Below are 18,898 nucleotides of genomic sequence, written 5' to 3'. Positions count from 1 at the left end.
ATCCGATCGCTGATTCGTCAGCGACCCGGAAACGATAGAGCCCGGCATCAAGGCGCACAAGCCGGCGGATTCTGGCGTAGTCGTAGGCAGAGGCGCAAGGATGTGTAGCCTGGGTGAGTGTCTGGAAGTGTCGTTTAAACATCACCGTTTAAGATCAAAAGATCGCAGCCTTCGGCAGCTCCTACAGGGGTTCACCATTCCTATGTAGGAGCTGCCGAAGGCTGCGATCTTTTGATCTTTCCTGCTGGCCTAACGCTGTGTGTCCCGATACTGACTCGGCGACAAACCGGTCAACGCACGAAACTGCCGGCTGAWCGCACTGTGGTCGGTGTAACCGCAGCGCAGGGCGATCTCGGTGATCGGCAGGTCGCTGTGCAGCAACAGCCGAGAACCTTCATCCAGGCGCGCCTTGTTGATCATCTGCCGTGGCGTGAGCTGGAACACCCGCTTGCAGTGACGCTCCAGTTGCGCCACGGAGTAACCGGCGATGGCGGTCAGTTCGGCGAGGCTGATGGGGCGGGCGAAGTGGCTGCGGATGTGCGCGTCCACGGCGGCGAGTTTCTGGAACGCGGGGTGATTGGACTGCGGCGATTGCAGGTCGCGGGAGATCCCGGCCAGGCCCACGATGTGACCCTGTTCATCCTTCAAGGCGAGTTTGTGGGTCAGGCACCAGATCGGCTGGTTGCCGTAATACAGGTGCAGTTCCAGTTGGTCGGCCATCTCGCGACCGCTGGACAGCACCCGCCGATCCTGTTCGGTGTACAGCGGGCCGAAGCGTTCCGGGAAGACCATCTCGGCGGTGAGCCCCAGCAGATCCTCGCGATGTTTGAAACCGCAACGCCGGGCCAGGGTCTGGTTGACGAAGGCATAGCGGGCTTCGCGGTCCTTGATGAAAAACACCACGTCCGCCAGGGTGTCGAGCAGCGGCGCAATCGGCTGCAGGCTGTTCAACAGCGTGGGCAGGTCGCAGGGTTTGAAGGTGCTGAGCGAGGGGTACATGGCGCTGGGGTCTGAGGGCGACCCCGGGATCATAGAGGCTCGACAGCGCGGCTGAAACCCCCGAGGGGGTTTCAGGCTGGCGGGGTGTCGTCCAGGCACATCAAGGTCTCGATTCGGGCCGGGCTGAAGGGCGGACGGGGCGCCGAGGGTTGCCAGCCAAACAGGTGCTGCACCGCGCCACCACACACCCGGCCCTGACAGGCGCCCATGCCACAGCGACTGGCCAGTTTGGCTTCACGCCAGTCGGTGTGCCCGGTCAATGCGCCGTAGGGCACGTCTTCACAGCGGCAGACCAAGGTGTCGGGGCGGGCCAGGGATTTGAGTTGTGGGTCGAGGGCGAAGGCCTGATTCAGTGCCTTGGCAAAACCCTGCCAGCGCGCTCGACGTGGCCACAACTGGCGTGCCGCTTCAAGGTCACCGACCGCCGCGTGCCCAGCAATGGCACCTTCGACCAACGCCAGTTCACTGCCACCAAACCCGGTGCATTCTCCCGCCGCATAATGATCGACGCGACTGGCCTGCCAGGCATCCACGGCCAACGCCTGACCCTCGATGGCGTAACCCAGTGCCTGGCCCAATTGAATGTTCGGGATCAAGCCGAAACCACAGGCCAGCCGATCACAGGCCAGTTCGACGATTTTGCCCTGCTGTTGCAGGCGCACACCTTCCAGTCGGTCAGTGCCAAGGGCGGCCAGCACATGCGTCGCGGTGCGGTAATGGCGGTCGAACAGGCTGAACGATTGCAGCCATTTGCCAGGCCAGCGGGGCAGTTGTGCGGCGAAACCGGCGACGGCGGTGCGCGAGGCTTGCTCGGCGATGCGCTGGATCTGCGCGCCGTGTTTTTTCGCGGTGGCGGCAGTCGCCAGTAACAACGGGCCGCTGCCGGCGATCACCACGCGCTCACCCTGCACCGGCAGGCCCGCCTTGATCAGCGCCTGCAAGCCACCAGCGCCGGTCACGCCGGGCAACGTCCAGCCGGGGAAGGGCAGCAGCAACTCGCGGGCGCCGGTGCACAGAATCAATCGGTGATAACTGATCAGCCAGCCGTCATCGTCATTTTCGACCAGCAGCTGTTTCGGACCGGGACTGGCGATCACCCGGGTGGCGGCGTGACGGCGAATGTTGCTGCACGCATGCAATCGCTCACGCAGGCGACGGGCCTGATCGGGCACATTGGCTTGAGGGCCGTCACGCCAGATTTGCCCGCCCGGCAGCGGATTGTCGTCGAGCATGACGATGCGTGCGCCACTGGGGGCAGCGGCAAGAGCAGCGGCCATGCCAGCGGGGCCAGCACCGATGATCAGCAGATCGGCGTATTCGTTCATGGGCATGTCTGCACCTGCATGCCGTCACGGCACAGAGTCTGGCAGGCCAGGCGTCGCCGGCCGTCGATGGTCACCCGGCATTCCTGGCAAATACCCATGCCGCACAGCGGTGCGCGGCGTTGGCCACTGACCGAAGTGCGTGTGCATCCGTCGCTGCCCAGCGCCAAGGCTGCGGCGACGCTGGTGCCCTCGGCCACCTTCAAGGCGCGGCCGTCCAGCAATAATTCAGGCATAGACAGGTTCTCCGAGGAAACGCTGGGGCAGATACGGTTGCGCGGTCAGTGGCGGGGTTTCGTTGAACAGCTGCGCCACCAGCAAGTCGGCCGTGCCGGGGGCCGTGGTGACGCCCAATCCTTCGTGCCCGACCGCCAGCCACAAGCCCTGCTGCTGTGGGTGCTGGCCCACCAGCGGCAGGCCGTCGGGGCTGGCGGCGCGAAAACCGGTCCAGGCGCGGATGCCGTTGAGCCGGGCCAGGCCTGGCATGTACTCGGCGGCACGCTTGAGCATTTTCGCCAGCATCCAGCCTTCGACCTGTGGGTCGGTGGTGCCGAATTGCCGCGAGGCACCGATGAACAATTGCCCGGTGGGGCGCGGCTGAATATTGCAGGCGGTCGATGGGCCGGTGGCGTTGTGCGCGCTGGTGACGTAACCCAACTCCACCAAGGTGTGGGTGACGGTGCCGGGGTAGCGGTCGGTAATCAGCAGGTGACCTTTTTTCGGCTCGATGGGTAACTCCGGGCACAGTTCGCTGGCCTGAATGCCGTTGGCCAACACCACGGCTTCGGCCCGCAACCAATGGCCGTCATCGAGGTAAACGCGATTGCCATCGACCGCGCTGACCCGCGCCCGGTGCTGACGGATGTTCGGTGTGTCGAGCATCCAGCGGGCCGTCGCCGGCGCATACAGAATGCCGTCGCCATTGATGAGCAAGCCGCCTTCCAGATCCTCGCGCAGTTCCGGTTCACGCTGACGCAAGGCGCTGGCGCTGACCAGTTCACACGCCACGCCCTGGGCTTTCAGGTTCAGGTATTTGCTGTGGGCGACCGCCATTTCCTCGGCGTTGGCCGCCAGCCACAGTGTGCCGTTGTTGCGGTAAGCGCAGCCGTCGGGCAGGTCCGGCGCCAGTTCACGCCAGCGTTGCAGGGAATATTGGCTCAGGGCCAGTTCGGCCGGGTTGTCATCGAGCACCAGCAGGTGGCCCATGCCTGCCGCCGTCGCACCGTGCAGGCCGGCGTCCAGCACCAACACCTGCAAGCCACGACGGGCCAGTGCCTGGGCGCAGGCGGCGCCGATGATGCCGGCGCCGATCACGATTACATCGGCCACCAGGCCCTCGCTCATGGGCGAATGCCCCAGGCGAACGGGTCATCTTGTTCGATGATCAAACTGGCTTCAGCGCTGATAAAGGCACGGCCACGAATGGTCGGCACGATGCGCTCGCCTTGCCATTCGTAAGAGCCTTCGAACTCGCTGCCGATGACACTGGCCTGACGCCAGATCTGCCCCGGTTGCAACTTGTCGTCGGCGGCCAGGCACGCCAGTTTGGCACTGGTGCCGGTGCCGCACGGTGAGCGGTCATAGGCCTTGCCGGGGCATAGGACAAAGTTGCGACTGTCGGCGTGATCGTCATCGGCGAACAGTTCGATATGGTCGATCAACCCGCCGTCTTCGCCACGAATGCCCTGGGCTTCCAGCGCTTGTTGCACGGCGTAGGTATAAGCAGTCAGCGCGTCAAGGTTGTCGCCGGCCACCCGCAGGCCATGCTCGGCGATCAGGAAAAACCAGTTGCCGCCCCAGGCAATATCGCCGACCACCTGGCCGATGCCCGGCACCTGCAACACCAACGCCTTGCGGTAACGGTAGGCCGGCACATTGCGCACGCTCACCGAATGGTCTTCGTGCAGGGTCGCCTGCACCGTCCCCACCGGCGTCTCGATGCGGTGCACACCGGGGCCGATCTTGCCCAGATGCGCCAACGACGCCACCAGGCCGATGGTGCCGTGGCCGCACATGCCCAGGTAACCGGTGTTGTTGAAGAAAATCACTCCGGCACAGGCGCTCGGGTCTACCGGTGTGCAGAGCAGGGCACCCACCAGCACGTCGCTGCCTCGTGGTTCCAGCACACAGGCCGCGCGCCATTGATCATGATGGTCGGCCAGCCGCTTGCGCCGTTCAGCCATGCTGCCGGTGCCCAGGTCAGGAAAGCCGGCGGTCACCAGACGGGTCGGTTCGCCGCCGGTGTGGGAGTCGATCACGGTGATGCGTTTCATGGAAGGGCCACGTCCGTTCAGATGAGTGAACGCAAGAGTGGCCTGTGCGGCGGGGTGCCGGCTTGATGGATTTATCCTGTGCCGATGACGAAATCGGCACAGCATCCTGAGCCGTCAGTGGGCGTGGGGCAGGTGCTCGAACAGGGTCTTGCAGACCCCGGCAATGTGTTCGTCCAGCAGCTTCACCGCCAGCTCCACATCGCCGGCACGGCAGGCCGCGAGTATTTCGCGATGCTCGTGATCGGCCCGTTCCTTGCCGGCCGACAGGCTCATCTGCATGCGCAGGTAGCGCTCCAGCTTGTCGTTGACCGATCGAATCAGGCTGACCAGAAACGGCCGTTGTGCCGGTTCGTAGAGGCAGGCATGCAGCTCCCAGTTGAGCTCGGCCCAGCGGCCCACGTCGTCCTCGCCGATGAATTCCTGACAGATACGCTCGGCACGGGCGAAGGTTTCTTCGGTCATGTTGGGGATGGCCAGGCGCAGTATTTTGTCTTCCAGCAACATGCGCACTTCGAACATCTGCGCCAGCTCGGCATCGGAAACCCGCGTGACCATCGCCCCGCGATTGCGCTGGAACATCACCAGCCCTTCGGCTTCCAGCCGCTTGAGGGCCTCGCGCACTGGAATCTTGCTGACGTTGAACTGGCGGGCAATGTCGTCCTGGCGAATCGGCTCATCTTCGGCGAAATGCCCGGCGACGATCGCGTCGCGCAGATGACGGGTGATGATTTCCGAGGTCGAAGGCGTATTGCCAAGGTCGGGAGCGTTGAGTTTGGGTAGGTTCACGGCGGCGATCGTTTGGAGTGAGATAGCGATAGGGTATACGAAATCCTTTCGCTGATCTTCCCGGGACCGCACGAACGTCAGGACGCTGGTTGTGTTGGTCGAAGATTTGCTGCTTTACCGTATATACGGAAAAACATATATTCGGCAAAACGCATATTAATGAGGCTTGCCTGTGTCGCGAAGCCCGTGTTGCTGTATGAAACCCAAACGCCGAGACCCGAAATGGCTGACTCTCTGACGCCGACCACTGTTTTCAAATGCCTGGCTGACGACAACCGGGTCCGCATGATGCTGCTCATCGCCCGCGAGGGAGAGTTGTGTGTCTGCGAGCTGACCTGTGCGTTGGATGAGAGCCAGCCGAAAGTCTCCAGGCACCTGGCGCAGTTGCGCACCAGCGGATTGCTGTCGGACCGTCGACAAGGCCAATGGGTTTACTACCGGTTGCACCCGAGCCTTCCTGACTGGGTGCTTCAAATGCTGACTGTCGTGCTTGAAACCAACCAGCATTGGCTGAGCGCGGATGCCAAACGTCTTGAAGACATGGGTGAGCGCCCTGAACGGGCAGCCGCCTGCTGTCCGGTTCGATAATTTCAAAAGCCTATCCCTGACAACAGATACAGAGCACACCAACATGACTATCAAAGTGGGCATCAATGGTTTTGGCCGCATCGGTCGTCTCGCCATGCGCGCCGCCTGGCACTGGCCGGAGTTTGAGTTCGTGCAGATCAACGACCCCGCAGGCGACGCGGCGACGCATGCGCACCTGCTGAACTTCGATTCGGTGCATGGTCGCTGGAATGATCAAGCCAGCGCCGAAGGTAACTGCATTGTCATCGACGGCAAGCGCATCAAGGTTTCCGCCAACAAGGCGATTGCCGATACCGATTGGTCGGGCTGCGATCTGGTGATTGAAGCCAGCGGCAAGATGAAGACTGTCGCGGTGCTTCAGGCGTACCTCGACCAGGGCGTCAAGCGCGTGGTGGTCAGTGCTCCGGTGAAAGAAGAGGGCGCGCTGAACATCGTCATGGGCGTCAACCATCAACTGTTCAATCCGGCGGAACATCGCATCGTTACCGCGGCGTCGTGCACCACCAATTGCCTCGCGCCAGTGGTCAAGGTGATCCATGAAGCGCTAGGCATTCGCCACGGCTCGATCACCACCATTCACGACTTGACCAACACCCAAAGCATTCTCGACCAACCCCACAAGGATCTGCGCCGTGCGCGGGCTTCGGGCATGAGCCTGATCCCGACCAGCACCGGTTCGGCCACCGCCATCGCGGAAATTTTCCCGGAGCTGCGCGGGCGTCTGAATGGCCACGCGGTGCGTGTACCGTTGGCCAATGCTTCGCTGACTGATTGTGTGTTCGAGGTCGATCGCGTCACCACGGTTGACGAAGTGAATCGGTTTCTCAAGGACGCGTCCGAGAACGAACTCAAAGGTATTCTCGGTTTCGAGGAGCGTCCGCTGGTGTCCATCGACTACCGCACCGATCCGCGCTCATCGATCATCGATGCGCTGTCGACCATGGTCATCAACGGCACCCAGGTCAAAATCTATGCCTGGTACGACAACGAATGGGGGTACGCGAACCGCACCGTCGAATTGGCCAGGATGGTCGGTCTGGCCGTTTAAGGAGCGTTGATGAAAGCCTTGTCAGCCCTCGCGCCGTCAGTGCGGCAATACCTGCTTGTTACGGGCAATTACTGGGCTTTTACCCTCACCGACGGTGCCTTGCGCATGTTGGTGGTGCTGCACTTTCACGGGTTGGGCTACAGCCCGTTGCAAATCGCGGCGTTGTTTCTGTTCTACGAACTCTTTGGCGTGATCACCAACCTGCTGGGCGGTTATCTCGGCGCGCGACTGGGGTTGAACCGGACCATGAACATCGGGCTGGGGATGCAGGTGGTGGCGCTGTTGATGCTGACGGTGCCGGTGGCCTGGCTGACGATTCCTTGGGTGATGGGGGCGCAGGCACTGTCGGGGATCGCCAAAGACCTGAACAAGATGAGCGCCAAAAGCTCGATCAAGCTTCTGGTGCCCGACGGGCAACAGGGCACGCTTTATCAATGGATAGCCATCCTCACCGGCTCGAAGAATGCCCTCAAGGGCGTCGGTTTCTTTCTCGGCGGGGCATTGCTCGCCCTGATCGGTTTCAGAGGGGCGCTGCTGGCCATGGCAGGCGTTCTTTCGCTGATCTGGCTCAGCAGCCTGATCCTGTTGAAAAAGGACCTGGGCAAGGCGAAAGCCAAGCCCAGGTTCCGTGACATCCTCTCCAAGAGCCGGGCCATCAACATCTTGTCGGCGGCACGGATGTTCCTGTTCGGTGCCCGCGATGTCTGGTTCGTGGTGGCTTTACCGGTGTACTTGAGCAGCGTTTTTGGCTGGGACTTCTGGAAGGTCGGTGGATTCCTGGCGGCCTGGGTGATTGGCTACGGCATCGTGCAATCGCTCGCGCCGCGGATCACCGGCAAGCAACGAGGGCATGTCCCGGATGGCCGCGCCGCGTTTCTTTGGGCGGTTGCCTTGGCAGGCCTGCCGGCGGCAATCGCGCTGGGGCTGAACACCGGGTTGTCGCCACAGTGGGTGCTGTTGGGCGGTCTGATGATCTTTGGTGCGTTGTTCGCGGTGAATTCCTCGCTGCACAGCTACCTGATCGTGTCCTACGCCAAGGAAGACGGCGTATCGCTGGATGTGGGCTTCTACTACATGTCCAACGCCATGGGACGGCTGATCGGCACCGTGCTCTCCGGTTGGGTTTTTCAGGTCTTCGGGCTGGAAGCGTGTTTATGGATATCCAGCGCATTTGTTATTTTCGCGGCACTGATTTCTGTTAGGTTGCCGCGGCATTCCAACGTGCTCTAAATCGCTCTAAAAGTACTGTTTCACGCGTTTTACACTTATTAAGTGCAACTTCCATTTATATTTATTTTGGTGCGTGTGACATTTTTCAGGCGCCAAATATTTGAAGTTTTTTATATGTAACGAAAAGCGATTGTTCTTAGCGCAATTAATTCATACACACGCTTACAACCTAGGCCATACATTACCCACCAGAACAGGCAGCGAGGAACAACTACAACAACCCGATCACTAAAACCTGACACAACAAAAACTAAAATCTCCTTATAAGTCGGTGAACATCATGATTAAAATCATGGCCTACTTTTTAATAGGAGCTGGTATTGCAGGATGCAACGGTATGGTAAAACCCGACTTGTCGGGACCTGCCAACGATTCATATTTCTCAGTCTTCTCAGGGTTTCCCTTGCCCTATCTGTACACGGCCTCGGCCGTGCAATGGAACGAAGACTACGCCGTCACCACCCGCCACACACCCCTTATCCGCAACGTGATATACAGCTGCAGCACCGGTTGCGACCTGGTCTTCATCAAGCACAAGGCCGACGGCCATTATCCGTCATGGCGCGCGCCGCGCGTGGGTGAGCACATCACTGCCGTGGGAACGAGTCCGTATATGACGACGGTCAGCGGGCAAGGCAAGGTGTATCCGGCGCCTTTCATCAACAGTGATGAAGGCAGCGGCGAACGCTATTCGATCCATGATGCCCCGATGATCAAGGGGATGTCGGGTGGGCCGGTTATCGCCAATGACGGCAGCATTGTCGGTATTAATGTCGGATTCTTCTCCACCACACTTCACGATGTGAGTTTTCACCCTGGGGTAAAGGGCGCTGAGCGGATCAGTATCTTTATTCCTTACTCGATCATTCAACGTGAGTGGGGGCTGATGCAGGCACAGCTTAACGATTCGCACGGCACGAAATACGCGCAGAAGTAGTGTTGGGTCATCACCGAATCCGGAACATCGGATTCGGTGTGACGTGGCGCGTCTATCACTCGCTTATTCAATCAAGGCGTATATTGATAGTGTCGATCCCGTTAGTTGAGGCGATAGCCAATCGTCGGTGGTTTGACAGGCGAGAGCGTTGGGGGGAGTTAGATATCCCGGAACGTTTGGAGGTGTTACATGAGCCAATATCAACGACTCTTTCTGATAGCCGGCCCAGCCATGCGTCACACCCCGGCGTTGGAACGAGCTGTCGCCATCGCCGAAGCCACTGGCGCAGCGCTGCACATCACGGTGTTTATCGAAGACTCTCACCTTTTGGGGTTGATGAGCGCCGGTGCGCGGTTTCGTGAGGCCTGTCAGCAAGAGAACGAAAAGTGGCTGAAGGATGAAGCAGATCTGATACGCGGGCGCGGGGTCACGGTAAGCACCGAAGTGCTTGTAACCCGCAGCGCGTTGCAAGAAATCCTTCGGCACGTGGCAGAAATGCAACCGGATCTGGTGATCAAGGACGTGCAGCACGAGTCTGCACTCAAGCGTGTTTTCGTTACACCTCTGGATTGGCACCTGTTGCGCGAATGTCCGGTGCCTGTGCATCTGGTCAGCGAAGTCAGGTGTCCGCTGCCGCGGGTGATCGTGGCGGCGGTCGATCCGTCGCAACCCGATACGCAGATCACCGGCATCAACGACCGCATCATCCAGGCAGCGAACGGACTGGCCATGCAATGCAACGCAGAACTGCATTTGCTGCATGCCTATGATCTGTCGCTGACGCATATAGCCGACGCAGGCGCGGGTGCAGTGACGATGCCAGGCTTCAACAGTGACGTGCGCAAGTCTCTGCATCAGTCATTCATCGCATTGGCCGACCACTTTGGCGTGCCCACCGAGCGACAACACTTCGTTGCGGGCCCGCCCGGCAAAGCGCTGGCTGACTTTGCAGCGCATCACCGGGCCGATGTGATCGTCATGGGCAATGCGCATCGCAAGGGGTTGGGCAAGTGGGTGGGCAGTACGACGGAGCATGTTCTGTATAGAGTGCCCTGCAACATCTTCGCGGTCACGGGGGCAGCGGATCAGTGAATGGAGTCGTTGTTAAATGATTCGCGAGGGACGCCTCGGCGACCGGGGCGGTTTTTTTTGTGGGCACGTGCCGAGATGTCCTCGAAGGTCTCGCTATCGGTTGCCGCCAGGAGCTTGCCACCGTCCTTCAGGGTGGCCATGAAGGTCACTTCCGTGTTGTTGCCCGCGAGCAGATAGCCAGCGATGGCACCGACCGGCCCCAACAACATCGCGCCCGCAATGCCCAGGCCGATGGCGCTCTTTATATTCTTGTTGGAGTCCGTGTTCTGGATCGTTAGATCTTTAAATTCCGAGACCGGGAAGCTTTTCCCCAATCGTGGCTTAAGGGCCGTTTTGAGCGTGATGGTACCCGAGTGATATTCCCCGTCGCACTGCGGGAAGTCACCAGCGAGCACTATGATCTTTGCCATGTGGAATGTTCTCTTGGGCGATCATTTTTGGGGTAGACATTGCGCGCGTCCAAACTCAAAACGTCAACGAGCTGACGATGAGTGGCAGCCATGGATTCGCGATACACAAGTGTCAGTCTTCCGGGTCAATTTCTTCTTCAGGCGCCCATCCGGCGTCGAGCAGGGCGGGGGGAGGATCGTCCGGCATGGTTATTCCTCCAGTCATGAACGCAAAGCGTAGCAGGCGGGTAGGGCCGTCGAGGTGGTCATAGCCCTGGTCATGGACGTTTTATAACGTTTGCCTCAAGCCGGCAGGTAATGCGTTTTAATTCTCCGTTGACCCGACAGCTGCTCGGAACCAACAACAGACCTTTCAGCCGAAAGGGGTTAACGGGGGATTAATGGACTTCTGGACCACCACGCAAGTATCGATTCTAGGGCTGGTTGAAGGACTCACAGAGTTTTTGCCGATCTCCAGTACAGGCCATCAGATTATTGCCGCGGACCTGCTCGACTTTGGCGGTGAGCGAGCCATGGCGTTCAATATCATTATTCAGTTGGGCGCTATTCTGGCGGTCGTCTGGGAGTTCCGTCGCAAGATTCTGGACATCACCACGGGTTTGCCGACCCAGCGTAATGCGCAACGTTTTACTCTGAATTTGCTGATCGGTTTCTTGCCGGCGGTGGTGCTGGGGGTGATGTTCGCCGACAAAATCCATCAATATCTGTTCAACCCGATCACCGTGGCTGTGGCGCTGGTGATCGGCGGGATCATCATGTTGTGGGCTGAACAGCTCGAGCACGTGGTAGTGGTCGATCACGTGGACGAGATGCGCTGGACCGATGCCTTGAAAGTCGGATGTGCACAATGCCTGGCGATGATTCCCGGCACTTCGCGTTCGGGATCGACGATTATCGGCGGGTTGCTGTTTGGCCTGTCACGCAAGACGGCCACCGAGTTTTCGTTCTTCCTGGCGATGCCGACAATGGTGGGGGCCGCGGTGTACTCGGGCTATAAATATCGCGACCTGTTCCAGGCCGCAGATTTGCCGGTGTTTGCCCTGGGATTTGTCGCCGCTTTCGTCTTTGCGATGATTGCCGTGCGCGGGTTGCTCAAGTTCATCGCCAACCATAGTTATGCGGTGTTTGCCTGGTACCGGATCGCCTTCGGTTTACTGATTCTGGCGACGTGGTTTTTGGGTTGGGTGGACTGGAATCACCTCTCGGAAGGGGCGTAGGTTTTCCTGTGTTGATAAAAAACGCCGCTTGTTGTTGAGCGGCGTTTTTGTGTAAGCAGCTAAAAGCGTCTAAAGCTTGTTGACCCGCGCCAGTGGCAGGCTGATTTGCTGTTCACGCTGCAGCAAATTCATCATCAGCAGTACCCGTTCTTCACCGTCCATGGCCAGGAACACCGCTTCGAGATCGCAGAACGGACCTTCAGTGATGCGCACCGCATCTCCGTGTTTCAACAGCGTGGTCACGATCGCCTGGCTGTCTGGTTCCTGGAGTTCGTCGATCAGCGCATCGCGGATCGGCAATGGCTGACCGCCAAACCCGACGACCCGCGAAACGCCGCGGGTCGAGCGCAGTGGACCCCAGCTGTCCTGAAGGCTCAGTTGAATAAACAGGTAGCCCGGAAACAGCGACTCGCTGATCACTCGACGTTGCCCGCGCAACATGCGCTCACGTCTGTAGGTCTTGCGAAAGCATGCATAGCCTTGGCGCTGCAAATGTTCTTCGGCGCGCTCATCTTGTTTGGGCTTGCACTGGACCAGGTACCAGGCTTTGGTGGCGTGTTCGGCAATCGCGTTCATTCAAATGCCCTCCCTGCATCGATCTGCCCCAGCAGCTCGGCGGTTTTGCGCTGCAGGAGCGAGCTGTCGCCCCGACTTTCCACGGTCAGGCAAGCTACGCAACCCTCGCCCGAGAGGCGCAAGCTGAAGCGCCAGTCGGCAAAGACCAGGTTCAGCCCGCTGCTTTCGTTGAGGTCAAGGGCATCGCGGGCATAACGCTGCTTGATGCTCGCCAGCAGCGCCGGACCATCCTTGACTTGGCGGCGGATCTCCCCGGATGAGGGGAACGCGCCGATGCGTTCCACCAGCAGTACCGGTGGTTTTCGCACGCGGGGGAAAATCAGTTCCGACGCATAGGCGCGCACGATGCGGTACGCGAGGTTGTGCTTAAGGTCAGCGCTATACGGGTGGCGACTGTCATCTGCCTTGAAACCGCTCAACGTATTCATAGAGGCTTCGTCCATAAGGTGATAAAGACCATATCGGGGGACAGCAACATCACAGGGCGTTTTGATGCAGATGCTCGAAGCAGAAGTTGGTGGCTTCGATATAACCTTCGGCACCGCCACAGTCGAAGCGTCGACCCTCGAACTTGTAAGCCAGCACGCAGCCGTTCTGGGCCTGCTTCATCAGCGCATCGGTGATCTGGATTTCACCGCCCTTGCCAGGTTCGGTGTCAGCGATCAGGTCGAAGATGTCGGGGGTCAGAATGTATCGACCGATGATCGCCAGGTTGGACGGAGCGTCTTCCGGACGGGGCTTTTCGACCATGCTGTTGACCCGGTAAATCCCCTCGCGAATCAACTCGCCGGCAATCACGCCGTACTTCTGAGTTTGCTCGCGGGGTACTTCCTGGATCGCCACGATCGAACAGCGGAACTGCTCATAAAGCTTGAGCATTTGCGCCAGAACTCCATCCCCCTCCAGGTTCAGGCACAGGTCGTCGGCCAGCACCACGGCGAATGGCTCATCACCGATCAACGAGCGGCCGCTGAGAATGGCGTGCCCCAGGCCTTTCATTTCCACCTGACGAGTGTAGGAAAAGCTGCAGGTATCGATCAGCTCGCGAGTGCCGTGCAGGAACTTTTCCTTATCGGTGCCACGAATCTGGTGCTCCAGCTCGTAGCTGGTATCGAAATGATCCTCCAGCGCGCGCTTGCCGCGACCGGTGACGATGGCCATGTGTTGCAGGCCGGCGTCACGCGCTTCCTCGACGGCATACTGGATCAGCGGCTTACTGACGATCGGCAGCATCTCCTTCGGCATGGCCTTGGTGGCGGGTAAAAAGCGGGTCCCATAACCGGCGGCGGGGAACAGGCATTTACGAATCATGGAAGCGTCCTTGAAAGTAGACTGATGGAATAGCTGATGGCAGTAGGAAAGATTCGATCCAGGCTGGCCGAACCGGTCACGCTGGGGAGTGCGGGCTCGAAGCGGCCCGGTCACTCAAGAACAATGTTCGCAACGCGCCAGGGGCTGCGAATGGTCTGCACGCCATGCTTCTCGCCAGGCGCGGGCAGGGGAGACATCGAGCAGCCGATTGGCCGGCGAGCATGCCCGGTTGTTCCACGGCATGCTCGTGACGTAACCCGCTGTAAATAGAGTTATTGCCCAAGGCGTCCCTTACCCAACTACTAACCAAATGTTCGACACCCTGGCAATGCAGTAGCGGAACGGCTATACATTAGTCATTCGCTATTTCAGTATAATTTAGATTGAACAGTCGCCAGAAAACGACAACCGTTAGAAATTGTCTGAATAAATTCACTAACTGTTATTTTTGTACTCTGCAGAGTGCGATGTTATTTTTTGTCTGGATAAAAAGTTGAGGGCCGTTCAAGCGTCATGGTAATAAATACGCATTGATTGTTTGAAAGTTTCAGTCGCAGTTCCTGGTCGTTATAAATGCCCGGGCTCATTCGTAATTTAAAGCTCTTATGTTCGGCAAGTGCTAGGTCACCGCCAATGTTGACAAGACGGGGAAGGTCATCTTGCTTAAAAGGGTTTTGATTGTCTGTGTTGGCAATATATGCCGCAGTCCCACCGCGGAGCATTTGCTGCGTGGGGCACTCGTCCATTCCGATATTCAGGTCAGTTCAGCCGGCCTTGCCGCCCTGACGGGCAAGCCCATCGAGCCGACAGCACACGCCGTGCTCACAGAGCATGGTCATCTGCCCCATGAGCACCAGGCCGTTCAGCTCACTTCTCAAGCCGTCAGTGAGGCGGACTTGATTCTGGTGATGGAGCGGCGACATGTCAGTGGCGTGCTCAACATTGCCCCTGAAGCGCGGGGCAAAGTGTTGTTGTTGGGCAAATGGCAGGACGATCGAGAGATCAGCGACCCCTACCGTCAAGGCAAACCTGCTTTTGTGCACGCTTATGCGTTGATCGAAGAAGCCGTACACGCATGGGCACAGCGTCTGGCACGCTGATGGCCACTCCTTTTTGAATCGTAATCAAGGCAAAGAATCCGACTTATGCAGCAAGCACCGGTAGTCAACGTGCGGGACGACGACAATGACGAGATTGATCTTCTCGGCCTGTTTGGAACACTCATCGACCATAAATGGCTGATTGCCGCGGTTACCGGCGCCTTCATGGTCGCAGGGGCCGCGTACGCAGTGCTGGCGACACCGGTATTTCAGGCGAATGCGCTGTTGCAGGTCGAAGCGAAGAAGAACGACTTATTGGGCTTCTCGGATATCGGCAGCATGCTGGGCAAGGAGTCTCCTTCGGCCACCGAAATCGAGTTGATCCAGTCCCGCTCCGTGATTGGTAAAACTGTCGATAACTTGAAACTTGATATTGTCATACAGCCGAAGTATTTCCCGGTTTTCGGTGAGTTCCTGGCGCGTCGATTCCAGAATAATAATCCCGGTGAAATAGCCGAACCCTTGTTGGGGTTGAACAGTTTCGCCTGGGGAGGGGAGTCGCTGAAGATCTTCAAACTGGATCTCCCCGATTCGCAACTGGGCAAGAAATTGACCCTGACCACGGGTGAAAATGGTCATTTCACGTTGGTGGATGAAGATGACAACCTATTGGCGGCCAGCCGGGCCGGAGAGCTTTTCGAAAAAAATGGCGTAACGTTTCAAATAGAGGAACTGCACGCCAATCCTGGTACCCGCTTCCGCATTATCCGTAACTCCCGCCTGACCAGTATCCTCGACTATCAAGAGGCCCTGGATGTAGTTGAGCGCGGAAAAGAGTCGGGCATGATCGGTCTGGCGCTGGAAAGCACAGATCCGGACCAGGCGATTAAAATACTCAATGAAATCGCCGCTATATATGTACGGCAAAACGTAGAGCGCACTTCAGCAGAGGCTGCGCAGAGCCTGGCGTTTCTCAAAGAGCAACTTCCTGAGGTCAAGAAGGATCTGGAAAAAGCCGGAAATGCGTTGAATGAGTACCAGACGCGCAGCAAGTCCGTGGACATCACGCTCGAAACCAAAGCCATTCTTGATCAGATAGTCGGGCTCGATACCAATATTTCCGAGTTGAAGTTGCAGCAAGCCGAGATGGACCGCAAGTTCACCCGTCAACATCCTGCCTATCGCGCATTGTTGACCCAGATCGGTGAGTTGAGCAGCAAGCAGAAAAGTTTGGCGTCCAAAGTAGAGAGCCTTCCCTCTACCCAACAAGAATTGCTGAGCCTTACCCGGGATGTAGAAGTCGGTACGGCCATTTACACCCAGCTGCTGAATAAGTCTCAGGAACTGGATGTGATGCGCGCGGGCACTGTCGGTAACGTACGCCTGATCGACACCGCGGACGTCAACTTCCTCAAACCGGTCAAGCCGAAAAAAATCCTGATTGTATTGATCGCCACTCTTCTTGGCGGCTTCCTGGCAGTGGCCCTGGTGCTGGTACGCAAGGCACTGAACCGCGGGCTGGAGAGTCCGGAAGCCATCGAGCAACTTGGGTTGCCGGTCTATGCGTCGATTCCCTACAGCATTCTGCAGAAAGCCGAAGAAGATAAAGTCTCCCGCGGACGAGGGCGCTCCAATGGGACTTCATTGCTGGCCGTCACTCATCCTACCGATCTGGCAATCGAGGCATTGCGCAGTTTGCGTACCAGTCTGCACTTCGCCATGCATGAGGCCGACAACAACCGCCTGATGATTTCCGGGCCCAGCCCTCAGGTGGGTAAAACGTTTGTCTCGGTCAACCTCGCGGTGGTGATAGCACAGACCGGGCTGCGGGTATTATTGATCGATGTCGACATGCGCAAAGGCTATTTGCACAAAGTGTTAGGTGTTTCTTCAGACAATGGGCTCTCCGATGTTCTGGCCCGACGCTGTGATGTGGCCACCGCCATCCACAAGACCGCAATCGACAATTTCGATTTTGTCAGTCGAGGCCAGATTCCGCCCAATCCTTCCGAGTTACTGATGCATGCCAATTTCAGTGCGCTATTGGAGCAGGTGAGTGAGCTTTACGATCTGGTGATTCTCGATACACCGCCACTATTGGCAGTGACAGATGCGGCGATCGTCGGGCGTCTGTCCGGGACCAATCTGATCGTGACGCGCTATGGCCTGAACCCAGCGAAAGAAATCGAGTTGACGGTGCGCCGGTTCACCCAGAACGGCGTCGCCATTAAAGGTGCGATTTTCAATGGCGTGGAGAGAAAGGCTTCCAACAAGTATGGCTACAGTGATTATGGTTATTACCACTATGCCTACGCCTCCGACAAAAACTAAAGGGTATTGAACAGGTCGCGTCATCCGTTCAGATTTTTACGGTATTGCTGTTGTTCTTGAGTTTTTGTCGTTTATTGCTGCGCTGGATCACTAGCCAATAGGCATGATCAAACCGATAGTTCATGAAAGCACCACGTCCTGAGGAAGATGACGAAAAATCCTGGGGCGGTAGCGTGCTTAATGCCACGTCCTTCCTCGCCGGCCATTCTTGCCGCCGGACTTGAAGGCTAGCAAGGAATCCAGGATTCCTTGGGTTTCCAAGTGGGTGGCGTGAGCCAAAAACCAACATTTGTACCAAGGTAATCATTATGAAAGTCACTGTATTCGGAATTGGCTACGTAGGCCTTGTTCAAGGGGCGGTGCTAGCCGAGATTGGCCACGATGTAATTTGTGTGGACGTAGATGAGCAAAAAGTAAGAAATCTGGAGCAGGGGATTATTCCAATCTATGAGCCTGGACTGGAAGTTTTAGTCAAAGAGAACTACACCGCCGGAAGGTTGAAGTTCACGACGGACGCGGCATCAGCAGTGAAGCATGGAAAGGTTCAATTCATTGCGGTAGGCACACCGCCTGATGAGGACGGATCAGCGGATCTAAAATATGTGCTGGCTGTTGCCGAAACGATAGCAAATAATATTGAAAGCAATTGCATTATCATTAACAAGTCTACCGTTCCTGTTGGAACAGCCGATAAAGTGAGGGATCGAGTTGCGAGCGTACTGGCTCAACGCGGCCGCACTGATCTTTCGTTTGACGTTGCATCGAATCCAGAGTTTTTAAAGGAAGGTTCTGCAGTATCGGACTGCATGCGTCCGGATCGGATAGTTATTGGTACGGAACAGGCGAGTACAGAAGAAGTCATTCGTGACCTCTATGCTCCTTTCAACCGTAATCACGAAAAAATAATTGTCATGGACGTTCGCAGCGCTGAGCTGACGAAATATGCAGCCAACTGCATGCTTGCAACAAAAATCAGCTTCATGAATGAGATTTCTAACTTGTCAGAAATGCTCGGTGCTGATATCGAAATGGTGCGAAAGGGCATAGGTTCAGATCCCAGGATTGGTTACCACTTCATCTATGCAGGATCCGGGTATGGTGGCTCTTGTTTTCCTAAAGATGTACAAGCCCTCATTAAGACATCCGAGCAACTGGACTTTGATGCAGTAATTCTGAAGTCCGTAGAGGCAAGAAATAATGAGCAAAAGAGTGTAATTTTCAGGAAAATAATTAATCACTACAATGGGGATATCGCAGGAAAAACATTCGCTCTTTGGGGGTTGAGCTTTAAACCCAATACTGATGATATGCGTGAAGCACCCAGTCGAGTACTGATGGAGGCACTGTGGAAAAACGGCGCCAAGGTGAGAGCGTATGATCCGGAGGCGATGGAAGAAACTCAGCGAATTTACAATAATCGTGATGACTTGAGTTTGTGCGGAACCAAAGAAGAAACTTTAAAAGAAAGCGATGCCTTAATCATAATAACTGAATGGCAAGCCTTCAAGGCACCCGATCTGGATCAAATTGCAAGCCAACTTAGCGAGCCTATAATATTTGATGGAAGAAACCTTTTCGATCCTCAAAAGCTTAAAGATAAAGGTATTAAATATTACTCCATAGGCCGCCAGTAATATTACAAGTTGAAGTGGGGGCTTTGGCCTCCGCTTCAAACAAACCCCATCGCAATAATGTCCCTGTTCCAGCATCTACCCGGACCCATATGCTGCTATATGAC

Annotated in this window: 19 protein-coding genes; 9 read left to right on the top strand and 10 right to left on the bottom strand. The window is 57.3% G+C overall.

Annotated features, from left to right (window positions below; all coding sequences use genetic code 11):
• Positions 1 to 249: 249 nt before the first annotated feature.
• The 6 genes from AC1DIS_RS13870 to AC1DIS_RS13845 all read right to left on the bottom strand — a co-directional run bounded on the left by AC1DIS_RS13870 (position 250) and on the right by AC1DIS_RS13845 (position 5,380).
• The gene (locus AC1DIS_RS13870; RefSeq protein ID WP_477780930.1) at positions 250 to 999 is read right to left on the bottom strand and encodes an AraC family transcriptional regulator; all 750 of its coding nucleotides are present in this window, start codon (positions 997 to 999) and stop codon (positions 250 to 252) included.
• Between the two features lie 71 nt (positions 1,000 to 1,070).
• Positions 1,071 to 2,324 carry an NAD(P)/FAD-dependent oxidoreductase gene (locus AC1DIS_RS13865; RefSeq protein WP_192351519.1) on the bottom strand — a complete coding sequence of 418 codons (1,254 nt, stop codon included), beginning with the start codon at positions 2,322 to 2,324 and terminating at the stop codon, positions 1,071 to 1,073.
• On the bottom strand, positions 2,321 to 2,557 hold the full coding sequence (locus AC1DIS_RS13860; RefSeq protein WP_008074690.1) for a (2Fe-2S)-binding protein: 237 nt from the start codon (positions 2,555 to 2,557) through the stop codon (positions 2,321 to 2,323). The genes AC1DIS_RS13865 and AC1DIS_RS13860 overlap by 4 nt, the downstream gene beginning before the upstream one ends.
• A complete protein-coding gene (locus tag AC1DIS_RS13855) occupies positions 2,550 to 3,665 on the bottom strand; it encodes an NAD(P)/FAD-dependent oxidoreductase (RefSeq protein WP_477744335.1) in 1,116 nt (371 codons plus the stop codon). The genes AC1DIS_RS13860 and AC1DIS_RS13855 overlap by 8 nt, the downstream gene beginning before the upstream one ends.
• Positions 3,662 to 4,594 (bottom strand): 4-hydroxyproline epimerase, encoded by a 933-nt coding sequence (locus AC1DIS_RS13850; RefSeq protein ID WP_138867118.1) that lies wholly within the window; start codon positions 4,592 to 4,594, stop codon positions 3,662 to 3,664. The genes AC1DIS_RS13855 and AC1DIS_RS13850 overlap by 4 nt, the downstream gene beginning before the upstream one ends.
• A gap of 114 nt (positions 4,595 to 4,708) precedes the next feature.
• The gene (locus AC1DIS_RS13845) at positions 4,709 to 5,380 is read right to left on the bottom strand and encodes a GntR family transcriptional regulator (RefSeq protein ID WP_007935506.1); all 672 of its coding nucleotides are present in this window, start codon (positions 5,378 to 5,380) and stop codon (positions 4,709 to 4,711) included.
• Positions 5,381 to 5,602: 222 nt separating this feature from the next.
• Between AC1DIS_RS13845 and AC1DIS_RS13840 the strand changes: the two genes are divergently transcribed.
• The 5 genes from AC1DIS_RS13840 to AC1DIS_RS13820 all read left to right on the top strand — a co-directional run bounded on the left by AC1DIS_RS13840 (position 5,603) and on the right by AC1DIS_RS13820 (position 10,275).
• The gene (locus tag AC1DIS_RS13840) at positions 5,603 to 5,968 is read left to right on the top strand and encodes a metalloregulator ArsR/SmtB family transcription factor (RefSeq protein WP_086945530.1); all 366 of its coding nucleotides are present in this window, start codon (positions 5,603 to 5,605) and stop codon (positions 5,966 to 5,968) included.
• A gap of 43 nt (positions 5,969 to 6,011) precedes the next feature.
• Positions 6,012 to 7,016 carry an ArsJ-associated glyceraldehyde-3-phosphate dehydrogenase gene (locus AC1DIS_RS13835; RefSeq protein WP_018928292.1) on the top strand — a complete coding sequence of 335 codons (1,005 nt, stop codon included), beginning with the start codon at positions 6,012 to 6,014 and terminating at the stop codon, positions 7,014 to 7,016.
• Between the two features lie 9 nt (positions 7,017 to 7,025).
• The gene (gene arsJ / locus AC1DIS_RS13830) at positions 7,026 to 8,246 is read left to right on the top strand and encodes an organoarsenical effux MFS transporter ArsJ (protein WP_230138965.1); all 1,221 of its coding nucleotides are present in this window, start codon (positions 7,026 to 7,028) and stop codon (positions 8,244 to 8,246) included.
• Positions 8,247 to 8,583: 337 nt separating this feature from the next.
• Entirely contained in the window at positions 8,584 to 9,183 is a 600-nt protein-coding gene (locus AC1DIS_RS13825) for a serine protease family protein (RefSeq protein ID WP_305412809.1), read from the top strand.
• 189 nt (positions 9,184 to 9,372) lie between these two features.
• On the top strand, positions 9,373 to 10,275 hold the full coding sequence (locus tag AC1DIS_RS13820; protein ID WP_230138966.1) for a universal stress protein: 903 nt from the start codon (positions 9,373 to 9,375) through the stop codon (positions 10,273 to 10,275).
• On the opposite strand, the gene AC1DIS_RS13815 is transcribed toward AC1DIS_RS13820, so the two are convergent.
• Complete coding sequence (locus tag AC1DIS_RS13815; protein WP_111453690.1) at positions 10,269 to 10,685, bottom strand: hypothetical protein; 417 nt, start codon at positions 10,683 to 10,685, stop codon at positions 10,269 to 10,271. The two genes, AC1DIS_RS13820 and AC1DIS_RS13815, sit on opposite strands and share 7 nt — an antisense overlap.
• A 380-nt stretch (positions 10,686 to 11,065) precedes the next feature.
• On the opposite strand from AC1DIS_RS13815, the gene AC1DIS_RS13810 reads away from it, so the two are divergent.
• The gene (locus AC1DIS_RS13810; RefSeq protein WP_477744334.1) at positions 11,066 to 11,902 is read left to right on the top strand and encodes an undecaprenyl-diphosphate phosphatase; all 837 of its coding nucleotides are present in this window, start codon (positions 11,066 to 11,068) and stop codon (positions 11,900 to 11,902) included.
• Positions 11,903 to 11,971: 69 nt separating this feature from the next.
• Here the strand turns inward: AC1DIS_RS13810 and rfaH are convergent, their stop codons facing one another.
• The 3 genes from rfaH to galU are packed head-to-tail and all read right to left on the bottom strand — an operon-like array spanning position 11,972 to position 13,789.
• Positions 11,972 to 12,478, bottom strand: a complete 507-nt coding sequence (rfaH, locus tag AC1DIS_RS13805; RefSeq protein ID WP_019581966.1) for a transcription/translation regulatory transformer protein RfaH — start codon at positions 12,476 to 12,478, stop codon at positions 11,972 to 11,974.
• The gene (locus AC1DIS_RS13800; RefSeq protein WP_018928285.1) at positions 12,475 to 12,906 is read right to left on the bottom strand and encodes a hypothetical protein; all 432 of its coding nucleotides are present in this window, start codon (positions 12,904 to 12,906) and stop codon (positions 12,475 to 12,477) included. Before AC1DIS_RS13800 ends, rfaH begins: the two co-directional genes overlap by 4 nt.
• Before the next feature lie 49 nt (positions 12,907 to 12,955).
• Positions 12,956 to 13,789, bottom strand: a complete 834-nt coding sequence (gene galU / locus AC1DIS_RS13795) for a UTP--glucose-1-phosphate uridylyltransferase GalU (RefSeq protein WP_018928284.1) — start codon at positions 13,787 to 13,789, stop codon at positions 12,956 to 12,958.
• A gap of 659 nt (positions 13,790 to 14,448) precedes the next feature.
• On the opposite strand from galU, the gene AC1DIS_RS13790 reads away from it, so the two are divergent.
• The 3 genes from AC1DIS_RS13790 to AC1DIS_RS13780 all read left to right on the top strand — a co-directional run bounded on the left by AC1DIS_RS13790 (position 14,449) and on the right by AC1DIS_RS13780 (position 18,794).
• Entirely contained in the window at positions 14,449 to 14,889 is a 441-nt protein-coding gene (locus AC1DIS_RS13790; RefSeq protein WP_172901207.1) for a low molecular weight protein-tyrosine-phosphatase, read from the top strand.
• Between the two features lie 45 nt (positions 14,890 to 14,934).
• Positions 14,935 to 17,160: a polysaccharide biosynthesis tyrosine autokinase gene (locus AC1DIS_RS13785; protein WP_230138968.1), complete on the top strand. Its 2,226-nt coding sequence runs from the start codon at positions 14,935 to 14,937 to the stop codon at positions 17,158 to 17,160.
• Between the two features lie 308 nt (positions 17,161 to 17,468).
• A complete protein-coding gene (locus AC1DIS_RS13780) occupies positions 17,469 to 18,794 on the top strand; it encodes a UDP-glucose dehydrogenase family protein (RefSeq protein WP_064616865.1) in 1,326 nt (441 codons plus the stop codon).
• Positions 18,795 to 18,898 lie beyond the last annotated feature (104 nt).

The organism is Pseudomonas sp. 05N433, assembly GCF_056396925.1.
This window is presented reverse-complemented; position numbering and strand designations above follow the sequence as displayed.

Excerpts from the sequence above, each read along its gene's own strand:
- AC1DIS_RS13865 (WP_192351519.1), bottom strand. The coding sequence starts at position 2,324 with ATGAACGAATACGCCGATCTGCTGATCATCGGTGCTGGCCCCGCTGGC.
- AC1DIS_RS13860 (WP_008074690.1), bottom strand. The coding sequence starts at position 2,557 with ATGCCTGAATTATTGCTGGACGGCCGCGCCTTGAAGGTGGCCGAGGGC.
- AC1DIS_RS13855 (WP_477744335.1), bottom strand. The coding sequence starts at position 3,665 with ATGAGCGAGGGCCTGGTGGCCGATGTAATCGTGATCGGCGCCGGCATC.
- AC1DIS_RS13850 (WP_138867118.1), bottom strand. The coding sequence starts at position 4,594 with ATGAAACGCATCACCGTGATCGACTCCCACACCGGCGGCGAACCGACC.
- AC1DIS_RS13840 (WP_086945530.1), top strand. The coding sequence starts at position 5,603 with ATGGCTGACTCTCTGACGCCGACCACTGTTTTCAAATGCCTGGCTGAC.
- AC1DIS_RS13835 (WP_018928292.1), top strand. The coding sequence starts at position 6,012 with ATGACTATCAAAGTGGGCATCAATGGTTTTGGCCGCATCGGTCGTCTC.
- arsJ (WP_230138965.1), top strand. The coding sequence starts at position 7,026 with ATGAAAGCCTTGTCAGCCCTCGCGCCGTCAGTGCGGCAATACCTGCTT.
- AC1DIS_RS13825 (WP_305412809.1), top strand. The coding sequence starts at position 8,584 with ATGGTAAAACCCGACTTGTCGGGACCTGCCAACGATTCATATTTCTCA.
- AC1DIS_RS13820 (WP_230138966.1), top strand. The coding sequence starts at position 9,373 with ATGAGCCAATATCAACGACTCTTTCTGATAGCCGGCCCAGCCATGCGT.
- AC1DIS_RS13815 (WP_111453690.1), bottom strand. The coding sequence starts at position 10,685 with ATGGCAAAGATCATAGTGCTCGCTGGTGACTTCCCGCAGTGCGACGGG.
- AC1DIS_RS13810 (WP_477744334.1), top strand. The coding sequence starts at position 11,066 with ATGGACTTCTGGACCACCACGCAAGTATCGATTCTAGGGCTGGTTGAA.
- rfaH (WP_019581966.1), bottom strand. The coding sequence starts at position 12,478 with ATGAACGCGATTGCCGAACACGCCACCAAAGCCTGGTACCTGGTCCAG.
- AC1DIS_RS13800 (WP_018928285.1), bottom strand. The coding sequence starts at position 12,906 with ATGAATACGTTGAGCGGTTTCAAGGCAGATGACAGTCGCCACCCGTAT.
- galU (WP_018928284.1), bottom strand. The coding sequence starts at position 13,789 with ATGATTCGTAAATGCCTGTTCCCCGCCGCCGGTTATGGGACCCGCTTT.
- AC1DIS_RS13785 (WP_230138968.1), top strand. The coding sequence starts at position 14,935 with ATGCAGCAAGCACCGGTAGTCAACGTGCGGGACGACGACAATGACGAG.
- AC1DIS_RS13780 (WP_064616865.1), top strand. The coding sequence starts at position 17,469 with ATGAAAGTCACTGTATTCGGAATTGGCTACGTAGGCCTTGTTCAAGGG.